This is a genomic window from Inquilinus limosus (genome assembly GCF_051487185.1).
GTDB lineage: Bacteria > Pseudomonadota > Alphaproteobacteria > DSM-16000 > Inquilinaceae > Inquilinus > Inquilinus limosus_F.
The window spans coordinates 198147-217798 of the sequence record NZ_JAHVDK010000009.1 but is presented as its reverse complement, the minus strand read 5'-3'; the positions used below and the strand labels follow the sequence as shown (position 1 = coordinate 217798).

12 protein-coding genes are annotated in these 19652 nt (G+C 68.8%); 6 read left to right on the top strand and 6 right to left on the bottom strand.

Going from position 1 to position 19652, the window contains the following annotated elements; translation table 11 throughout:
• The first annotated feature begins 66 nt into the window (after positions 1 to 66).
• A complete protein-coding gene (alr, locus tag KXR53_RS12955) occupies positions 67 to 1224 on the top strand; it encodes an alanine racemase (RefSeq protein WP_437375579.1) in 1158 nt (385 codons plus the stop codon).
• A complete protein-coding gene (locus tag KXR53_RS12950; protein ID WP_437375578.1) occupies positions 1221 to 2546 on the top strand; it encodes a D-amino acid dehydrogenase in 1326 nt (441 codons plus the stop codon). The genes alr and KXR53_RS12950 overlap by 4 nt, the downstream gene beginning before the upstream one ends.
• A gap of 20 nt (positions 2547 to 2566) precedes the next feature.
• On the opposite strand, the gene KXR53_RS12945 is transcribed toward KXR53_RS12950, so the two are convergent.
• From KXR53_RS12945 to KXR53_RS12925, 5 genes are all read right to left on the bottom strand, one after another.
• Positions 2567 to 4105 carry a calcium-binding protein gene (locus tag KXR53_RS12945; protein WP_437375577.1) on the bottom strand — a complete coding sequence of 513 codons (1539 nt, stop codon included), beginning with the start codon at positions 4103 to 4105 and terminating at the stop codon, positions 2567 to 2569.
• 158 nt (positions 4106 to 4263) lie between these two features.
• Positions 4264 to 4593 carry a protealysin inhibitor emfourin gene (locus KXR53_RS12940; protein ID WP_437375576.1) on the bottom strand — a complete coding sequence of 110 codons (330 nt, stop codon included), beginning with the start codon at positions 4591 to 4593 and terminating at the stop codon, positions 4264 to 4266.
• 34 nt (positions 4594 to 4627) lie between these two features.
• Positions 4628 to 5701 (bottom strand): M4 family metallopeptidase, encoded by a 1074-nt coding sequence (locus KXR53_RS12935; protein ID WP_437375575.1) that lies wholly within the window; start codon positions 5699 to 5701, stop codon positions 4628 to 4630.
• Positions 5702 to 5959: 258 nt separating this feature from the next.
• Positions 5960 to 6658: a hypothetical protein gene (locus KXR53_RS12930; protein ID WP_437375574.1), complete on the bottom strand. Its 699-nt coding sequence runs from the start codon at positions 6656 to 6658 to the stop codon at positions 5960 to 5962.
• Positions 6659 to 6851: 193 nt separating this feature from the next.
• Positions 6852 to 8384, bottom strand: coding sequence for an FAD-dependent oxidoreductase (locus KXR53_RS12925; protein ID WP_437375573.1), 1533 nt, complete (start codon positions 8382 to 8384; stop codon positions 6852 to 6854).
• 521 nt (positions 8385 to 8905) lie between these two features.
• On the opposite strand from KXR53_RS12925, the gene ampC reads away from it, so the two are divergent.
• Complete coding sequence (gene ampC, locus KXR53_RS12920; RefSeq protein WP_437375597.1) at positions 8906 to 10072, top strand: class C beta-lactamase; 1167 nt, start codon at positions 8906 to 8908, stop codon at positions 10070 to 10072.
• A 5-nt stretch (positions 10073 to 10077) separates the two neighbouring features.
• On the opposite strand, the gene KXR53_RS12915 is transcribed toward ampC, so the two are convergent.
• Positions 10078 to 11256, bottom strand: coding sequence for a helix-turn-helix transcriptional regulator (locus tag KXR53_RS12915; RefSeq protein ID WP_437375572.1), 1179 nt, complete (start codon positions 11254 to 11256; stop codon positions 10078 to 10080).
• Positions 11257 to 11666: 410 nt separating this feature from the next.
• Between KXR53_RS12915 and KXR53_RS12910 the strand changes: the two genes are divergently transcribed.
• The 3 genes from KXR53_RS12910 to KXR53_RS12900 all read left to right on the top strand — a co-directional run bounded on the left by KXR53_RS12910 (position 11667) and on the right by KXR53_RS12900 (position 19641).
• Positions 11667 to 12068, top strand: coding sequence for a DUF6006 family protein (locus KXR53_RS12910; protein ID WP_437375571.1), 402 nt, complete (start codon positions 11667 to 11669; stop codon positions 12066 to 12068).
• Positions 12069 to 12355: 287 nt separating this feature from the next.
• A complete protein-coding gene (locus KXR53_RS12905) occupies positions 12356 to 14716 on the top strand; it encodes a FecR domain-containing protein (protein WP_437375570.1) in 2361 nt (786 codons plus the stop codon).
• Positions 14717 to 14793: 77 nt separating this feature from the next.
• Positions 14794 to 19641 (top strand): PKD domain-containing protein, encoded by a 4848-nt coding sequence (locus KXR53_RS12900; protein WP_437375569.1) that lies wholly within the window; start codon positions 14794 to 14796, stop codon positions 19639 to 19641.
• The last annotated feature ends 11 nt before the right edge of the window (positions 19642 to 19652 follow it).

Below are 19652 nucleotides of genomic sequence, written 5' to 3'. Positions count from 1 at the left end.
TCAAGGATCGCCGAAGGCCCGCCGCCGTATCCTGAAGCCGTTGCGATCCCTTGCGGTCCGGCCCGAATGACGACCTCTCTCCCCGATGCCTCCGGCGCGACGCTGACCATCGATCTCGGCGCGATCCGAGAGAATTATCGTGCGCTGCGCCGCCGCCTGGGCCGGGCCGTCTGCGCCGGCGTGGTCAAGGCCGATGCCTATGGGCTGGGTGCCGACCGGGTGGCGCCGGTGCTGGCCGCCGAAGGCTGCAGGCACTTCTTCGTCGCCCATCTCGAGGAAGGCGTCGCGCTGCGGCCGCATGTGCCGGAGGCGGCCGAGATCTTCGTGCTGCACGGGCCGATGCCCGGCTGCGAGGAGACCGCCCTCGCCCACCGCCTGACCCCGGTGCTGAACAGCCTGGAGCAGGTGGAGGGCTGGACCGCCCTGGCGCGCCGCGTCGGGCGGGCGCTGCCGGCGGTGCTGCAGCTCGACACCGGCATGTCGCGCATGGGGCTGTCGCCGGCCGAGCTGGACCGGATCGCGGCCGAGCCGCAGCGGCTGGACGGCATCGATCTGCGTCTGGTGATGAGCCACCTGGCCTGCGCCGAGCGGCAGGACCATCCGGCCAACGGCACGCAGCGCCTGCGCTTCGACGTCGCCCGCCGCCGCCTGCCGAAGGCCCCGGCGGCGCTGGCCAACTCCTCCGGCATCTTCCTTGGCCCCGACTACCACTATGACCTGGCCCGGCCCGGCGCCGCCCTGTACGGGCTGGCCCCGGTGGCTGGCGCGCCGAACCCGCTGCGGCCGGTGGTGCGGCTGCAGGCCCGGGTGGTGCAGATCCGCGACATCGAGGGCGGCGACGCGGTCGGCTACGGCCTGACCTTCCGCGCCGAGGGGCCGCGCCGCATCGCCACCGTCGCGGTCGGCTATGCCGACGGCTTCCCGCGCAGCCTGAGCAATGCCGGGACCGCGCATCTCGGCGACACCACTCTGCCGATCGTGGGTGCCGTGTCGATGGACTCGCTCGGCATCGATATCTCGGCCCTGCCGGAGGGCGCGCTGCACCCCGGCGCCATGGTCGACCTGATCGGCCCGCACCGCAGCGTCGACGCCGTCGCCGCCGATGCCGGCACCATCGGCTACGAGATCCTGACCCGCCTCGGCCGCCGCTACCGCCGCGAGTACCGCAACGCGCCGCCGGCGGCCACCTCGCCCGCTTTCGCCCTCGAAGGAGTCCCGTCGTGAAGGTCATCGTCCTCGGCGCCGGCGTCATCGGCGTGACCACCGCCTATTACCTCGCCCGCGCCGGCCATGAGGTGACGGTGGTCGACCGCCAGGACGGGCCGGCACTGGAGACCAGCTTCGCCAATGCCGGCCAGGTGTCGCCGGGCTATTCCGCGCCCTGGGCAGCGCCGGGCGTGCCGCTGAAGGCGATCAAGTGGATGCTGATGCAGCACAGCCCCTTCGTGCTGCGGCCGCAGCTGGACCCGCGGCAGTGGCTATGGCTGGCGCAGATGCTGCGCAACTGCACCGCCGCCCGCTACGCCGTGAACAAGGAGCGGATGGTCCGCCTGGCCGAATACAGCCGCGACTGCCTGCGCCAGCTGCGCGCCGACACCGGCATCGCCTATGACGACCGGGCGCAGGGCACGCTGCAGCTGTTCCGCACTCAGAAGCAGGTCGACGCCGCGGCCAAGGACATCGCCGTGCTGCAGGAGGCCGGGGTGCCCTACGAGGTGCTGGACCCGGCCGGCTGCGCCGCCGCCGAGCCGGCCCTGGCGGCGGTGCGCGGGAAGATCGCGGGCGGCCTGCGCCTGCCCGGCGACGAGACCGGCGACTGCTTCAAGTTCACCAACAACCTGGCCAAGCTGGCGTCCGGCCTGGGCGTGACCTTCCGCTGGGGCGCCCGGATCGCCGGCCTCGCGGCCGAGGGCGACCGGATCGGCGGGGTGGTGCTGGAGAGCGGCGAGACCCTGCGCGCCGATGGCTATGTTTTGGCGCTGGGCAGCTTCTCGCCCCTTCTCCTCAAGCCGCTGGGCATCCAGATCCCGGTCTATCCGGTCAAGGGCTACTCGATCACCGTGCCGATCACCGAGGCCGATGGCGCCCCGGTCTCGACCGTGATGGACGAGACCTATAAGGTCGCGATCACCCGGCTGGGCGACCGCATCCGCGTCGGCGGCACCGCCGAACTGGCGGGATACAGCGGCCGGCTGTGGGACGCCCGGCGGCGGACGCTGGAGCATTCGGTCACCGACCTGTTCCCGCGGGGCGGCGACGTCGCCCGCGCCAGCTTCTGGACCGGCATGCGGCCGATGACGCCGGACGGCACGCCGGTGGTCGGCCGCACGCCCTACGGCAACCTGTTCCTCAACACCGGCCACGGCACGTTGGGCTGGACCATGGCCTGCGGTTCCGGCCGGGTGATGTCGGACATCGTCTCCGGCCGCCGCGCCGAGATCGACCTGGAAGGGCTGGCGATGGACCGCTACCGCTGGGCCGATCTGACCGGCATCCGCGCCGCCAAGGGCCGCCCGGCCGGCGCGCCGCTGCCGCAGGCGAGCTGAACCGCCGCCGGGGCCTGCGATCAGAGCACGAAATCGCCAGCCACCAGGGCAATGCTGCCCGTGAGCTGGATGTGGAAGTCGGAGGCGCCGTCGCCGTTGACGTCCCCGGCGACGGTGGTGACCCCACCGCTCACGGCATAGCGCAGCTGACCGGCGACGCCGGTGTAGGGGGCGGTGCCGATGAAGGTGAAGGCCTGGTCGCCGGCTACGGTCGTGTTGGCGTCGATCCCCGCCAGGTCGATGCGGTCGGCCTGGGCTTGGCTGAAATCGGTGATCCGGTCGGCATTGGCCCCGACCAGGCTCTGCGCCACATTGCCGTAGGCGAAGCGGTCGGCGCCGAGCCCACCGGTCAGCAGGTCCTTGCCGCCGGCCCCGGCGAGCACGTCGTTGCCGTTCCAGCCCTGCAGCGTGTTGGCATTCGTGTCCCCGACCAGGCTGTCATTGCCCTGGCTGCCGGAAAGGTTTTCGATCTCGTACAGGCTATCGCCCTGGGCGTCGCCGCCGGTGCCGGTGCCGCTGACCAGGCTGACCACGACCCCGACCGAGCCGGTGTAATAGCTGGCGGTGTCGTTTCCGTTGTCGCCGTCGAGATAGTCCGCCCCGGCGCCACCGCGCAGCACATCATTGCCGTCACTTCCGGAGAGATAGTCGTTTCCGGCATCCCCGGATAGGGTATCGCTGCCGTTGCCTCCGTAGAGGTTGTCGTACTCTCCGCCGCCCGCGAGCACGTCGTTACCGTCATTGCCGCTGAGGCTGTTGGTCCCGGCGTTTCCGGTCAGCGTATCGTTGTGCTGGCTGCCGTAGATGTTCTCGAAGTTCGAGAAGGAGTCGCCCTGCGCGTCGCCGCCGCTCGAGGTGACGGACGCCAGATTCACCGTCACCGCCGCGGTGGAGTTGTAATAGGTCAGGGTATCGATGCTGGCGCCGCCATCGAGCGCGTCGCCGCCGGCGCCGCCGTCCACGTAGTCATAGCCATCACCGCCGAGAAGGGAGTCGATGCCGGCGCCGCCGTAGAGACTGTCGCCGCCGCTGTTGCCGTAGAGCGTGTCGTTCCCCTCGTCGCCGCTCAGATAGTCGCCGCCGCTGCCCCCGGACATCAGGTCATTGCCCAGGCCGCCATTTCCGCTGTCGCGGCCGCTGCCGCCGTTGAAGGTGTCGTTCCCGGCATTGCCGGAGAAGGAATCGTCGCCGTCTCCCCCCCTCACGAAGTCGTCGCCAGAGCCGAGATAGAAGGACAGCCTCTCGAAATTGCTGAATTGCACGCCGTTGGAGGTGGTCATGGTCCCTCCCGGCGTCGTGTTGGCCGTGACGGTGAACGCCGTCGTACTGTTATAATAATAGAAGTTAAGGGCGTCTTGTCCGGCGCCGCCGTTGATGGTGTCGGCACCGGCATAAGTATAGATGTAGTCGTCCCCGTCGCCGCCATTGATGGTGTCTGCCGCGCCGGGTTCCGAATCCCCGTCGAAGATCGTGTCGTCGCCCGCGGCGCCGGTGATCTGGTCGCTGGATGATGTGCCAGAGAGATTATCGTCGCCCGCAGTTCCCGGAATGATGGCCATCGTCTTGACCCCTGGGATGGGTTGAGAAAATAAAAGATAGGATTATCGACCCCAGAGAATAATTTTGCGCTAAATTATGGCTTAATTCAGGATATACCGTCGTATGTAGCCGATGCCGGGATGTCTCGCCGGCCCGCATCCGCGGAGAGGAGCACGGATCATGGCCGCTGCTTCGTCCGCAATGCCCGAGCCTGGTCCTGCAGGCAGCGGATCAGGGCCTTCAGCGTCGGGTCGGCGATCGGCTCCGCCAGCTCCAGCGTGCGGCTGCGGCCATCCTCGTCGACCGTCACGGTGAAGCGGCGGGCGTCGGGCATTGGCCGCGACGCCTCCTCCGGCGCCGGCCGGTCGAGGACATGTGCGTCGCGGACCAGCGCCTCGATCCGGGCGGCCTCCTCCGAGGGCAGCGCCGCAAGCTCCAGCACCACCGGCTGGGCCAGCCCCGGCGCGTAGAAGATGCCTGTGCTCGACATCGCGAAGGTGATCCGCATGGTCCGCTCCTGCCCCGGGGCGCGGGCTCCGGGTTCAGCCGGTCGGGATGCCGACCTGCTCCCAGGCCTCGGCCACGGCCTTGACCTCGGCCTTCTTCGCACCGGGCAGCCGCCCTGCCAGATCCACCGTCACCGCGGCGAAATCGGCGAATTTGGTGGTCTCGGTCACCCGCGGGTCGCGCAGGGCATCGTACCAGATCCGGCCAGCCCGTTCCCAGGCGTGGCCGCCGATGCCGGTCGCGGCCAGGTAGAAGGCCCGGTTCGGGATGCCGGAGTTGATGTGGACGCCGCCATTGTCCTGGATCGTGTCGACATAGTCCCGCATGTGGCCGGGCTGCGGGTCCTTCCCGAGCACCGGGTCGTCATAGGCGGTGCCCGGTTCCTTCATCGAGCGCAGGCCGACGCCCTGGACCTTGTCGGTGAACAGGCCCTCGCCGATGATCCAGTCGGCCTCCTCGGCGGTCTGCTGCCGCACCCATTGCTTGACCAGCGATCCCCAGACGTCGGACAGGGATTCGTTCAGCGCCCCCGGCTGCTGCATGTAGACGAGGCCGGCCTCGTCCTCGGTGACGCCGTGGCCGAGCTCGTGGCCGATGACGTCGAGCGATGCGGTGAAGCGGTTGAACAGGTCGCCGTCGCCATCGCCGAACACCATGCGCTGGCCATTCCAGAAGGCGTTGGCGTAGTCCTCGCCGAAATGAACCGTGGCCTCCAGCGCCATGCCGTCGTCGTCGATCGAGTTGCGCTGGTAGATCTCGAAGAAGAAGTCGAAGGTGTGGCCGAGACCGTCATAGGCCTCGTCGACCGCGACGTCGCCGGACGGCCCCTGCCCCTCGGCGCGCACCAGCGTGCCGGGCAGGGCCTCGGTGTTTCCGGCGGTGTAGATGTTGCGCTGCCTCGACGTCGGCAGGGCCAGCTTGCGGCGCCGGCGTTGGGTCACGGGCTGGGCCACCGCCAGCTGCGCCCGCATCGACCGGAAGGTGGTGTCGATGCCGAGCGCCCGGCCGGCGGCGGCCTTCTGGGCCCTGGTGCCGTTGGCGAGCACGGCGCGCAGCAGATAGGGCGGCAGGATGCAGAAGAGCGAATGGTGATGGTGTCGGGTGCACATGCGGATCCCCCTTCCCAGCCGGTCACCGGATAGAAACCATGATGCCTATGTTCGTTCCCGTCCGCGCGGATGTGGGGCGACCTCGGTCCGGTATCGGCGAGTCCACTGGTCGTCCCCGGGCGCGGCATGTCGGGAGGACGACCATTCGCGCGCAGGCCTGCCCCGTCCCGCAAGGGAGGGGAGAATGGAAGGCTGCGCTCGCGCAGATTTTGTAGGTTCGGTTCGCGGCACGCGAACCCAACACGGGTGCAACGGCGCTCAGCTGCTGTCCGGCGGCTCCGCCCAGGGCGGGTGGTCGAACCGCTGCAGGGTCTTGGTGTCGAGCCAGTAGGGCTCGGCGTTCTCAGGTAGACAGTAGAGGTAGCGCGGCCGGTCGGGCGGCGGGCGCCCCTGCCGCGGCGCGCCTTGTCCCGTCGTCCCGTCCGGGCCGAAGCCGGCGGCGAGGGCGCGGCGGGACAGGCCGATGTCGCGGCCTAGGCGCAGGATCGGGGTCTCGAGCGGCAAGGCGGTGTCGGCGAGGTCGGCGTCGATCCGCTCGTCCTCGGTGAGGCGGGTCCAGAGCTCGGTGGTCAGCCGCTCCCTGGCCTCGGGCTTTTCGGTGGCGATGGCGCGCGACAGTCTCTGGGCGACGGCTTGGCGCCGGTCGTGCTTCTCGTCCTGCCGTCGGTCCCGGCGGTCCTCGGCCGCGCGCTGCGCCTCCTCCCGCTGCTGCCGCAGCTTCGCCTTGAGGGTGACGGCGCGGCGGAGGCCGAGGAACAGGCGGCTGAAGCCGGCTTCGGCCTGGCCGGCGCGGTCGAGATCGCCGGCCTTGGCGGCAGCGACGCCCTGGGCCTGGAAGGCCCGGGCCAGCCCCAGGGCGAGCTTCCTCATCTCGTCCAGCACCGCGACATCGCGGGCGTCCGGCCCCGTGGCCGGCTCGGCGGCGGATGTCTCGGCACTTATGGCGGCATCGACCATCTGCGCATTAGAACAAAACGGGAACATAAAATCAAGCAGAAACGTATCTCTGGATGACAGGCGACCGCTTCCAGACGGCCGCCGCACCGCCGAGATCAGGACTCGTCAGCGGCTAGGGCGCGTGATCGAGCGCCCATGCGCCTCTTCGATCCATAGCCACGCTGCCAGCCGATGACGTCATCGGACTGTCCGCTCAGGAGCGATCGTTCGGCGCCAGCGGCTTGAGCGCGGGTGCGTTGAGCACCTGGCCGTCCGGCGAGAATTGTGATCCGTGGCAGGGGCAGTCCCAGCACTTCTCGAACCGGTTCCAATGGACGAGGCAGCCCATATGTGTGCAGACGGCGGAGCGGCGGATCACCGTCCCGTCCTCCGCCTTGTAGGCCGCGATCTTGCTCAGCCCCTCCCGGATCACCGCGCCTTCGCCCGGGGCGAGCTCATCCGCCGAACTCACCTCCCCCGGGCGGATGTATTCAGCGAAATTCTTGACCGCGCCCGCCTGCCCCTTGACGAACTCGGCCAATGCGGCGAGCGCAGCCGGCTTGCGGGCGGGGTCGAGCACCGGGGCATAGCGGCAGTCCTCCCCGAGGATCGCCGGCAGGATGGTGAGGCTCCCGGCGACGCCGTTGGTGATGCCCTGCCCGGAATCGCCGGTGTGGATGTAGATGTTCGGGTTGCCCGGATTGCGCCCCGAGAAGGGCATGAAATCGACCGGCTCGAGCACCTGGCCCGACCAGCGATACCCGGTGCCGCGAAAGCCGGGGTAGTGCTTGCGCGTCCATGCCTCGAGCCGGGCGAAGCGCTCCTCCATGTCGTTCGCCTCGCCTGATCGATGATCCTCCCCGCCGACGATCAGCAGATCCTCCGCATCGCCCAGCGGCTGGATGCGAACATAGTGATAGGGATCGAGCGTGTCCCAGAGCAGCACGTCGGGGACGGTGCCCTTCGGGACCCGACCGGCGATCACATAGGTGCGGTTCGGAAGCTGCTTGGTGTGGATTGCGACCTTGTCGTTGGCCGGCGAGTTCGTCGCGAAGACCGCGGCCGCGGCCTGGATCCTATGCCCTGCCTCGGTCTCGATCTCGACACCGCCGTCGATCTCCTTCTGGCCGAGATAGGCGGTATCGGAGTGAAGGCGGCCGCCGCAGGCGGTGATGGCGCGTGCGAGGCCGGCGAGATATTTGCCCGGGTGGAAACGCCCCTGGTTCGGAAAGCGAAGCACCGGTCCGGAGCCGGGGCCGGGCATCGGCACTCGATCGGCCCATTCGAGATCGACCCCGATCGACCGGCAGGCCTCGTATTCCTGCTCGAGATCCGCGCGGTGGCTGTCCTCGGCGGGCACGAGATAGCCATCGACGCGGGCGAAATCGGCGTCGATTCCTTCGTTGCGGCAGATCGCCTCGATCCGATTCACGGCGGCGACCTGGCTGTCGTAATAGAGCCGCGCCTCCTCCTCGCCGCGGACGCGGATCAACTCGGAATAGAGATCGTCGAGCTCGGTCGCCAGATGGGCGGTGGTGCGCGCGGTCATTCCGCGGCCGATGCGCCCCCGGTCGACCACGATCACGTGCCGGTCGGAGCGGGCAAGCTCGTAGGCGGTCGAAAGCCCGGCGATCCCCGACCCGACCACAACCACATCGCAGCCGGCGTCGGCGGCGAGCGGCGGCGCCTCGATCGTCGGTGCCGTTTCCATCCAGAAGGACCGGCTCGCCTCGTCGCCGACATTCATCGCGTCTCTCCGCCTGCCGCAAGAGGCGAACATCAGGACAGCCGCGTCGGTTCCTCGGGATCCCGGGAGCCGCCCGGCGGAAGCGGCACGAGGCGACCGGCACCCGGATGTCCTATGCATGAGCGGCAAATTGCGCCTGCGCCGGCTACGGCCTAGACCTTGCGGGGCCTCCTCGGAACCCGCCGATGATGTCCATCGCCGATCGCCTTCTCGTCCTCCCGACGCCAAGCCTCTCCTCGACGAAACGCGCATGCTCCGCAACATCGAGCGCCTGCGCAGCTACAAGGTGCTGCCCGCCGAACCGGCGGCGGGGCCCGTGCGCTGGCCGCGCTTCGGGGCTGATAGCGCCGCCCCGGGCCTCCGGCCGGCGGATCCTTGGCCAACTCTGGCTCATGTCTCCGCGGAGTATTCCTCGTTTGGCTCGGGGGACAGCTTCCGTCTATCCAGAAGGCACCGGCAGCCACCCGATGGAGACAGGATTGACGATCTCGCTCTCGCGCCGGCGGGCGCTTGCCGGCTCTGTGCTCGCAGCCCTCGCGATTCCAACGATCGTGCTCTTCGCCGTCTGCGCTCGTGCCGACGACGGGCAAAACCAGCTCGGCCGCGTCGTCGACGAGGCGATCCGGCCGGTGATGGCGGAGAACGACGTTCCGGGCATGGCCGTGGCGGTCACGGTTCGGGGCGAGAGGTCCTTCTTCAACTACGGCGTCGCCTCGAAGGAGAGCGGGCAGAAGGTCACCGAGGACACGCTGTTCGAGATCGGCTCGGTCAGCAAGACCTTCACCGCGACCCTCGCGGCCTATGCGCAGGTGCGTGGCGCCCTGTCCTTCTCCGACATGGCGAGCCGGTACCTGCCGGAGCTTGCCGGCAGCAGCTTCGACCGGATCAGCCTGCTCGATCTCGGCACCTACACGGCGGGCGGCCTGCCCCTGCAGTTTCCGGACGAGGTCACCGATCCGGACAGGATGATTGCCTTCTATCGGGGCTGGCGCCCGGCCTATCCCCCCGGCACCCACCGGCTCTACTCGAATCCGAGCATCGGCCTGTTCGGCCATCTCGCCGCCAGGGCCATGGGCCAGCCATTCGACGAGCTGATGGAGCAGACGCTGTTCCCGGCGCTCGGCCTGACCCGGACCTATATCAGGGTGCCGCGGGACCAGATGGGCCGCTACGCCTGTGGCTATTCGAAGGCGGACAAACCCATCCGGGTGACGCCCGGCGTCCTCGACGCGGAGGCCTATGGCGTGAAGACGACCGCGGCCGACCTGATCCGGTTCGTCGAGGCGAACATGGACGGCTCGGCGCTGGACGAAGCGCTGCAGCGCGCGATCGCCGCGACCCATGCCGGATACTACAGAATCGGCGACATGACGCAGGGCCTGGGCTGGGAAATCTATGCCTATCCCACGGATCTCGACCGGCTGCTGGCGGGGAATTCCCGTGAGATGGCCGCCAAGACCAATGCCGCCGTCCGGCTGGATCCGCCGCTGCCGCCGCAGGGCGAGGTGCTGATCAACAAGACCGGCTCCACCAACGGCTTCGGCGCTTATGTCGCCTTCGTCCCGGCCAAAGGCATTGGCATCGTGATCCTGGCGAACAAGGCCTATCCGATCCCGGCGCGGGTGACGGCCGCCCACCGGATCCTGACGGCACTGGACAATCAGCCCGACCTGGCCACTACCCGCTGAGCGGGTCAGCTTCGCCGGTGGACCGGCGGGACCAGCCGTCTGACCAGCGCCACGAGCTCGCCGTGACGTGAGACGCCCGCCTTGGCGAAGATGTGCTCGCGGTGCGTTCGCGCCGTCGCCTGGCTGACGCCGAGCGCGGCGGCGGCTTCGGCCAGGGTCGCGCCGGCCATCAGCTGCGCGAGCTGCCGGGTCTCGGCCGGAGTGAGTCCGAAGATGCGCGCGACGGTGGCGAGGTCGGCCGGGAACGGCGTGCCGGCAGGCACGATGAAGACCGCGGCGGTCGCCTGCGGCACCATCCGCGTCCGGACGTCGCCCCGTGCGAGCGGAAGCACATGGGCCGTCGCCACGGTCATGTCGGCCTGAAGCAGGGGCACGCCGATCCCGGCCGCCCCGATCGCCGCCTCGTCCGACTGCGCCAGGGCGACCGCCTTGAGCAGCTCCCTGGTGATATCGGCATTGAGCGCGGCGAGACAGCCGCCGGACGAGACGATCGGCGAGCGGGCGTCGAGCATGCCGCGAGCGGCTTCGTTGGCGTGGAGGATCCGCCCCTGATCACCGACGATGACCACGCCGACGGCGAAGCTGTCGAGCGTCGCCCCCAGCGCCTGGCGCTCCAGAGTCTTCACGTCCATCAGGTCGTTGATCGTCACGGCGCGGCGCAGATGCGGCAGGAGCAGGGTGCCCAACCCGATCTCCCGCTCGGTGATGACGCCCTGCTGCTGCTGGCGGCCGAGCACCAGCTCGGAGAAATGGGTCGGCGTCGTGATCAGGAAGAAATGGGCGATATCGACAATACCCTGCGGCTTCAGGCAGCTCTGGACATAGGGCGAGCTTGCGAGTTCGCCGACGGGAATCTCCCGCGAGGCGACGAAGGGCATGTCCGGATCCGGCCCGTGCGCCAGCCACTCGGCCAGTTTCCCGTGGATCTCCGGGATGTGCTTCGCCCTCTCCTGAAGCCAGTGGGACTCCCAGCCCACGCTCTTGCTGATGAGAGCCCGGTCGTTCCGGAGGTCGTTCAGCGACAGGATCGCCTTTTCGCAGTCGAGCACCCGGGCGATTTCGGCGAGAGTTGGCTCCCAGCGCACCGGATCGAGCGCGCAGTCATAGATCTCGCCGATCAGCTCCGACAGCCTGCCAGGCGCCAGGAGCGAAGCCAAGCCGTCCGCGACATTCTGATGCCCCATGGCGCGCCCCCAAGCCGCGCGTAAGGAGTACGATCATATCGGATGAACATACGATGCGCCATCGAGGGTAAGGCGCTAACATCCGTACGCTCGGCTTCCGCCCGAGCAGTTGCCAGGCACCCGGCTTGTGGACAAATCGGAAAGAGAGAGTATCCACAACAACCATTCTAACGATTTATGGAATTCGACAAGCCGAACGCCGATACTTCTTAATATCCTGACTGTCTTTAAATATTCATTTGGGGCCACGAGTTCGACCAGCCGGCCATCTTTTCGTTTCCGATCCGGTGCTAGCCAAGCGTAAGCGCCATGCTGGCAGCGTCGGCAGTGGTCCAATTCAGGAGGCGACCATGCCAATGGCACCTGAAAACGGAATGGCTTTGCATCAGTCCCGGAACGGGAGAGCCACAATGAAGCGCTCGCTCCTGACGATCGCCCACGCCCTTGCCCTGTGTCTTGCCGTCTCCGGCCCGGCACCGGCCGGCCAGGTGGCCGGCTGGTGGGGCGGCACCTGGGACTGCAACATCGACGGACGACCGGCCCGCATGAGATGGGCCGCCGTGGATGCCAGCGAAACGACCTGCGACGGCGATATTTGCACGACCAGCTCCGGGGCGCGCTGGAGCGGCAGCTTTTCGGACAACGGCTCGCGCTGGGTCCGACTGACCAATCCACGTCAAGGCAATCGAGGCGGTCTGTTCTTCCGGCATGCCGACGGAAACCAGTGGTACCTGGCCAAACCGGTCAACAACAAGGCCGTGGGCTGGACGACCTGGAACGGCAACCGCTATTCGCTGTCCTGCTGGCGATAGTCGCGCCGGGATCTCCCCTGTTGCTGCGCGAGCGACCGCACAAGTCTCTGATCCTGCTGTCCGCTCGCGCGGCAAAGCCCCTGTCGACGTCACGTCGCCGCCATCCGCATCGCGCTGACAGGAAGCTTCTCCGGATTGACATTTTTGCAGCCTCATGAGCAAATTAATTTCAATTTTTAATCAATAGAACAAAAGAACGGTCGCAATCGGGCGACCTGCTTCACAGCGGAGCCCGTGAGGTTTTTCAGGGGAGCCCTAGGTCCCTTCGCCAAAGCACGGGGGTATTCTTGGATTACGCCGTCCTTGCCAGATGGGCCGGACGGCCGGCTCTCAATGGCCTGGCCGCGGCGGCGTTCGTCCTCGCGACCTCGGTCTCGGCCGTCCCGGCGGCCGAGACGACCATCGAGGTCAGGCTCGAGCCGAACCAGACCGTCCGGCAGCTGTCCGAGCGCTATCTGGGCGATCCCGATCTCTGGCCCGAGATTCTCAAGGCCAGCCATCTGGCCTCGGTCGCAGACCTGTCGCCGGGTCAGCCGCTGCGCGTGCCCGTCGACCTCATCGCCGCTGCCGAGCGCGCCCTCGCCCGCTGCGCCGACCAGATCAGGCTGGCGAACCTCGCCGGCGCGCAGCTGTTTGCGCCGGACGAGATCGGACGCGCCATCGATCTCTACGATCGGGCGCTCGGCCGCCGCATCGAACGCGCCTGGACCGAAGCCAAGGACCTTGCGCTCACCTCCCGCTCCGAAGCCGCGAAGGCCCTCGCCATCTCGGAAGCGCGGCGTGACGAGGCCGCCGAGGCGCTGCTGAGCGACAAGCAGGGATGGGTCGAGGGCCAGAAGCCGAAGGACCTGGCGTGGAACGACATCCAGCTCCGCGCCGTGCTCGTCGAGGAGGAGAAGGTCCGCACCCTGTCGCAGTCGACGGCCCAGCTCACCTTCCGCGACGCCAGCCGGCTCAGGCTCAACGCCAATTCGAACGCCGTGATCCAGGAGATGCGCTACGACCCGCTGACGCGGCATGAGGAGGCGAAGGTCAGCCTGGTCGAAGGCGATTTCTATGCCCTTCTCGCCAGCGAGAGCGAACGCACCAGCTTCGCCGTCGACATCCCGGAGGCGCAGGCCCGCATCGAGTCCGGCGACTTCTGGGTCAAGAGCGACGATGCCGGCGCCAAGTTCACCAACTACGACGATCGTCCTGTCGCCGTCGCAACCAAGGACGAAACGGTCGTGCTCGGGCGGAACGAAGGGCTGGTCCTCTCCGCGAAGGGCGAAGCCACCGAGAAGCGCGGCGTCCTCGACCCGCCTCGCCTGTCCGCACCGGGGAATGACGGCATCGTCTACGACACGTCGTTCGATCTCGCCTGGGCCAGCTCCGAGGGGGCCGGCGGCTACTGGCTCGAGATCGGCGCCGAGCAGTCGTTCGACACCATGCTCGTGTCCGAGTTCGGTCTTCCGAAACCCGCCTTCCGCGTCGAAAACCTGCCCCCCGGCGAATACTACTGGCGCGTCTCTGCTCTCGACACCTTCGGCCTGCCGGGCGAGCGAAGCGCCCCCTGGCGCTTCACCGTGGCGATCGACGAGGCACCGCCTTTCCTGAGGCTCGACGCGCCGGGCGAGGGAGCGATCGAGCGTGACGCCACCATCGAGATCCGCGGCGAGACGGAGCCGGGCGCCACCGTCACCGCGAATGGTCGTCCGGTCGCGGTCTCCGCTCTTGGGCGGTTCGCAGGGCCGATGGCGGCCAGCGAGGGGGACAACCGCGTCGAGATCGTGGCCACCGACCCTGCCGGCAACGTCACCAGGCTGGCGCGCCGGTTCAGCCACATGCCGGACCGGTCCGAGGCGGTCCTGCTGGACGCGTCGATCCCGCGCGATCCGGCGGGCCGGATCCTGGCGGCGGGCGACACGGTCTCCCTCGCCGGCCGCACCAGGCCGGATTCGCGCATCGACGTCGTCGGCGCCGATGGCGCCCCCCGCGGGTCGGCCGCCAGCAACGGGTCCGGCCGCTTCGCCCTCAACATCGGGCTCGGCGCCGACGAGGAAGCGCTCTCGATCGTCGTGACCGCCCCGTCGGGCTTCCGCAGCGCGCACAGGGTCGAGGTCGCGGTCGACCGCGAGCGGCCGACCATCACACTTTCGGAGGAGTTGCCCCGGCTCACCGCCTCTGAAACGCTGTTCGTCAAAGGCCAGGTGGCCAAGACCGACGCGACGCTGCGCATCAACGGCAGCGAGGTCGGGCTGAAGGACGGCGCTTTCGATGAGATCGTCAGCCTGCGTGTCGGCGACAATCCGATCGAGCTGGTCGCCACCGACAGGCTCGGCAACACCGACGTCGCCCGGTTCACGGTCACGCTCGACAAGGATCCGCCCCGGCTGGTCGCGGCGAAGCTCACCGCCGAAGCGGGCGATGCCGGCGCCTTCGCGGCTGTCGAGGTCAGTGCCTCCGACACCTCGGGACTCGCGGCGACCGCGATCGCGACCGTGGCGTACGGGTCGGAGACCGCCGACGCCGTGCTCCGGTTCAACCGGGCCGCGCAGAGCTATCAGGGCTCGATTCCCGTACCTCGCGGAGGGCTGAGATCGGCGGCGGTCAGGACGGTGGAACTCACGGATGCGGCCGGCAATCGGCAGTCATACCGCATCGATTGAACGGGAGATCGTCTGAGGCGGACTCGGGCGGGGCTATGCACATGACGGCAGGTCGGACGGGAGGAACGCTATTCTGCATGGCCCTGGTCGCTCTGGCGGCAGGATGGACGTCGCCGGTGCGTGCCGATGAAAGACCGGCCCTCATCACCTACGGCAGGGATGCGCCCACCAAGGAAGGCGATTTCTACCGCGAGCAGACGATCTATTTCAGTGTGCCCGAAGCATCGACCGAGCGGCTGTGGGTCAATGTGTTCGACCCCGGGATCAGCGCCGAATTCGACCAGCGAATGGGTCCGGCCGGAGCGAGCCGGACCCGCTACGCGGTGTTTGGAGGCACCGGCGCCTTTTCGGTTCCGCCACTCGTCCCGGCCGTTCCGCCACCCGAGGCGGCGGATGCGGGCACGCTGCTCGCGGAGAAGGTCTTCGGCGACGAGCCGGATGCGGTCGGCCAATGGAAGACGGTGGCCGTCGTCGATCCGCGCCAGGGCGAAGCCGTCGGCGGACGCAGGATCTTCCGCCTGCTCGTGCAGGGGCTGGAAGGGGCCGCCGGCAATGTCTTCGACGTCGCGGTGAGCGCCCGCGAGACCAGGCAGTTGCAGCCCGAAGGCCTGGAGATCTTCGCATACCGGCCGGTTGTCCGCGTCCCCGATCAGCGATCCTTCGCCGAGTTGCGGTTCCGCCCGCCCGCGGGGGCCGACCGGCTGGCCGTCCACGGCTTCGATCTCGCCCACGGGACCCTGGATCTGACGACCGCCTTCTCGTCGGTCCCGCTCAAGGCATCCGGCCAGGACGAGTGGCGGGCGACCGAGATCGCCCTCGACCCGCGTGCGGAAGCGGCGGAGGCCGCGCTCGAGTTCGGCCGCGGCGTCGAGATGCCGAACGACGCCACCTTCATGATCGCCGATGCCGCCGGCACGCCCGTGCGGTTCGAGCTTCCGGTGAAGCTCTGGCCCACCCTCGTCCGGCCGAAGCCTGCGCTGGACCGGTCCGATCTCGCGGCCTGCGGATCGGTGTCCTTCGACGCCGGCCGCTCCGTGGACCCGAAGGGCGGGCAGCTCACCTACCGCTGGGATTTCGGCGACGGCTCCACCGCCGAAGGCCCGCTCGTCCGCCACGACTACACGGCGCCGGGCCGATACCGGGCTCGCCTGGAGGTCCGCGGCTCCTCCGCCAGGATCGGCGACGGCGCCGCGACCGATGTCGAGGTCGATGTGCAGGTGCCTCCGGAAGCCCGCATCGAATCCCCCCTCTCCGCCTCGGTCGGCGTCGACGTCGCCTTCGACGGCAGCACATCGGTCGCAGGCAGGCTGCCGATCAGGCGCCTGACCTGGCGCTTCAACGATGGCGCCACGCTCGAGGGCGCCCGGGTCAGCCGGCGGTTCGACAAGCCCGGCCGCTACCTCGCCAGCCTGACGGTCGACGACGGCTCCGGCCAGCCCTGCGGCGCCGACACCGCGGAAGCCTCTATCGTCGTCAATACGCCGCCGGTTGCTGTTCCAGGCCCGGCGCGGCGCGTCTCGGTGGACGAGGCCATCGCCTTCGATGCCCGCCAATCCTTCGATGCCGACGGCCGGATCACGGCCTATGCGTGGGACTTCGGCGACGGCACGCACAGCGCCGCCGCCCAGCCGGCCCATGCCTACGACCGACCTGGCACCTACACCGTCCAGCTGACCGTTGCGGATGATGCTGGGCTGCCCAATTCGACGACCTCGGCCACGACCACCATTGTCGTCAATGCCCCGCCGCTGTCGGTCGCCGGCGCCGACAAGTCGGCCGCCATCGGCGAGCCGCTGGCGTTCGACGGCTCCGCGTCCAGCGACCCGGACGGCCGCCTCCTCGCTTGGGACTGGGATTTCGGAGACGGTGGCAGGGCGACAGGGGAAAAGACGACCTACGCCTTCGATCGGCCCGGCACCTATCGGGTGCGGCTCACCGTCCGGGATGACTCGGGAACCAGCTCGGCGACGGGTGACAGCACGCTCAGCGTGCGCGTGAACGCTCCCCCGGTCGCCTCGGCCGGCCCCGATCAGCTGGTCACCGCCAGCGCCGTCACCTTCGACGGCACCGGCTCCTCCGATCCCGACGACGCGATCGCGGACTATGCCTGGGACTTCGGCGACGGCAGCACCGGCACCGGGTCCAGGCCGATCCATGTCTACCAGGCGCATGGCCGCTACCAGGTCCGCCTGACGGTCACGGATCGGTCGGGAACGAAATGGAACTCGGCGACCGACAGCATGACCGTGGTCGTCAACGCCCGCCCGGTCGCAGACCCCGGGCCTGACAGGATCGTCGCGCCCGGAGAGAAGGTCGTGTTCGACGGCAGCCGCTCGCTCGACCAGGACAGCGATATCGCGGAATACCGATGGGACTTCCGTGACGGCAGCGAGGCGAGAGGCCGGATCACGTCGCACAGCTTCGATCGGCCGGGGATCTACGATGTCAGGCTGGCGGTGACCGACGACAGCGGCGATGCCGATGCCGTCGACTACAAGGAGGCCCGGATCACCGTCAACGCCGCGCCGGTCGCGGATCCGGGCGCCGACCGCATCGCCGCGCCGGGCGACGTCGTCCGGCTGAGCGCCGCGAACTCCTACGATCCGGACGGCCGGATCGTCAGCTATCGCTGGGACTTCAGCAACGGCAGCAAGCCGGAGTCCAGTGTGCAGGTCGAGCGGACATTCGGCGCGCCGGGGCTCTACACGGCCCGCCTGACGGTGGCCGACGACAGCGGCGCGTCCAACGGCTTCGATTCCCGCGAGGTCAGGATCGCCGTCAACCATGCGCCGGTCGCCGATGCCGGCCCCGACGTATTGACCGAAAGCCTGATCGTCGCCTTCGACGGCACCGCCTCGGTCGATCCGGACGGGGACGCCCTCACCTACCGCTGGGATTTCGGCGACGGGAGCTCCGCCAGCGGCGCAAAGGTCCAGCACACCTACGCGGTCGCGGGGACCTATCCGATCATTCTCGTCGTCGATGACGGCAAAGGGCTCCGGAACTCCGTCGACCAGACCGCCAGGTCCCTTGTCATCCACCAGCCGCCGGTTGCCGATGCCGGCGGCAATCGCGAGGTCTGCACCGGGGACGTCATCACCTTCGACGGGTCGAAATCCATAGACCCGCAGGGCGGGGCCCTGCGCTACGAATGGGACTTCGGCGACGGGACGACCGCCGGCATCGTCAACCCGACCAAGACCTACCGCAACGCCGGCGTCTATCCGGTCACCCTGTCGGTGCGGGACAGCGCGAACCTGGTGAACAGCGTCGATGTCGATAGGGTGTCGGTCAAAGTCGATCAGGGCCCCTTTGCCGATGCCGGCCCGGATATCGAGGCCTGCGCGATGTCTCCGATCGAGTTCGACGCGTCGCGTTCGTTCGATCCGAACGGGACGATCAAGCGCTACGACTGGGATTTCGGCGACGGCAAGTTCGCGATCGGCGAAAAGCCCGACCATGTCTACGAGCATCCTGGCGACTACCGGGTGTTCCTGAAAATCGAAGGCCAGCGGATCGGCCGGTGCGATCCCCATTCGACCGACGAGATGTCGGTCAGGATCCTGCAGGGACCGATCGTCAGGATCGTCGCCCGTGCGGCCGCCCCGCTCGGCGAGGTCACCTTCGACGGCTCGGGCTCGGACATGCCGGGGGGCAGGATCATCGGCTGGAACTGGGATTTCGGCGACGGCAAGACCGCCGAAGGGGCCATCGTCAAGCATGTCTTCACCGAACCCGGCCGGAAGAAGGTCGCCCTGACGGTGGTGAGCGATTCCCCCTCCCCGACCTGTCAAAGGGTGACCGGCACGCATGTCGTGACTGTCAACGCCCCGCCGGTGGCCGTGATCACGACGCCCGAGAGCATCTCCGCGGGCGAGGAGCTGTTCCTCGATGCCCGCCGGTCGCATGATCCGGACGGGGCGATCGCTGCCTATGCCTGGGACTTTGGGGATGGCGAGAAGGCGGCCGGGATCCTGGTCAACCATCGATTCGCCACCCCCGGCACCCACAAGCTCCGCCTGACGGTCACCGACGAGGCCGGGGTGGAGAATTCCTCCGCGACGGTGGAGAAGGTGCTGGTCGTGCGCCCGCCGCCCGCGCCCGTCATCGATCTGCCGGTCGCCGCCTGCACCGGCGAGGACGTCCGTCTCGTCGTCAAGGGGGCGGCCGCGGCGAAGCCCGCGCAGGACGGCTGGCGCGATGCCGGCGAGACGGACGGCGCCCGCATCTTCGTCAGGCGCTTCGAGCAGCCGGGCCGCTATGACGTGACGGTCATCCCCGACGACGGCCAGGCCCTGGCCGGCAGCCGCCGGCCGCAGACCCGCATCCTCCACATCAACCGGGCACCGGTGTCGGTGCCGGGTCCGCAGCGCGTCGTCTGCCCGATGACCGAGGTCGCCTTCGACGGCGGGCAGTCCTATGACGCCGATGGCCGGATCGTCGATTATCGGTGGGATTTCGGCGACGGCCAGAGCGCCCAGGGGCCGACGGCCACCCATGTCTTCGAGAAGCCCGGGACCTACGACGTCGCGCTGACCGTGACCGATGACACGCAGTCGAGCTGTGCTGCGATCCGCAGGTCGGCGCGGGTCGTGGTCAATGCGCCGCCGGTCGCCGATGCCGGGCCGCCCTTCGAGGCCTTCGTGGGCGGCGCGGCGGATGCGGTGCTGCTCGACGGCACGCGGTCCAGGGACCCCGACGGTGGCGGCCTGACATTCGTGTGGAGGATCGGCGACGGCACGACCGAGTCGGGCGAGCGCGTCCGTCACCTCTTCCGGCAGACGGGCGACATCCCGGTGGAACTCACGGTCACCGACAGCTCCGGGCTGTCCTGCGGCGTGGCGACCGACAGCACCACGGCCACGGTCCGTCGGCGCTCTCCGGTGCTGATGACCGAGGGATCCACGGCCGGTTCTCAAGACTGAGGGCACTGTCA

Excerpts from the sequence above, each read along its gene's own strand:
- alr (WP_437375579.1), top strand. The coding sequence starts at position 67 with ATGACGACCTCTCTCCCCGATGCCTCCGGCGCGACGCTGACCATCGAT.
- KXR53_RS12945 (WP_437375577.1), bottom strand. The coding sequence starts at position 4,105 with ATGGCCATCATTCCGGGAACTGCGGGCGACGATAATCTCTCTGGCACA.
- KXR53_RS12940 (WP_437375576.1), bottom strand. The coding sequence starts at position 4,593 with ATGCGGATCACCTTCGCGATGTCGAGCACAGGCATCTTCTACGCGCCG.
- KXR53_RS12935 (WP_437375575.1), bottom strand. The coding sequence starts at position 5,701 with ATGTGCACCCGACACCATCACCATTCGCTCTTCTGCATCCTGCCGCCC.
- KXR53_RS12930 (WP_437375574.1), bottom strand. The coding sequence starts at position 6,658 with ATGGTCGATGCCGCCATAAGTGCCGAGACATCCGCCGCCGAGCCGGCC.
- KXR53_RS12925 (WP_437375573.1), bottom strand. The coding sequence starts at position 8,384 with ATGAATGTCGGCGACGAGGCGAGCCGGTCCTTCTGGATGGAAACGGCA.
- KXR53_RS12915 (WP_437375572.1), bottom strand. The coding sequence starts at position 11,256 with ATGGGGCATCAGAATGTCGCGGACGGCTTGGCTTCGCTCCTGGCGCCT.
- KXR53_RS12910 (WP_437375571.1), top strand. The coding sequence starts at position 11,667 with ATGAAGCGCTCGCTCCTGACGATCGCCCACGCCCTTGCCCTGTGTCTT.
- KXR53_RS12900 (WP_437375569.1), top strand. The coding sequence starts at position 14,794 with ATGGCCCTGGTCGCTCTGGCGGCAGGATGGACGTCGCCGGTGCGTGCC.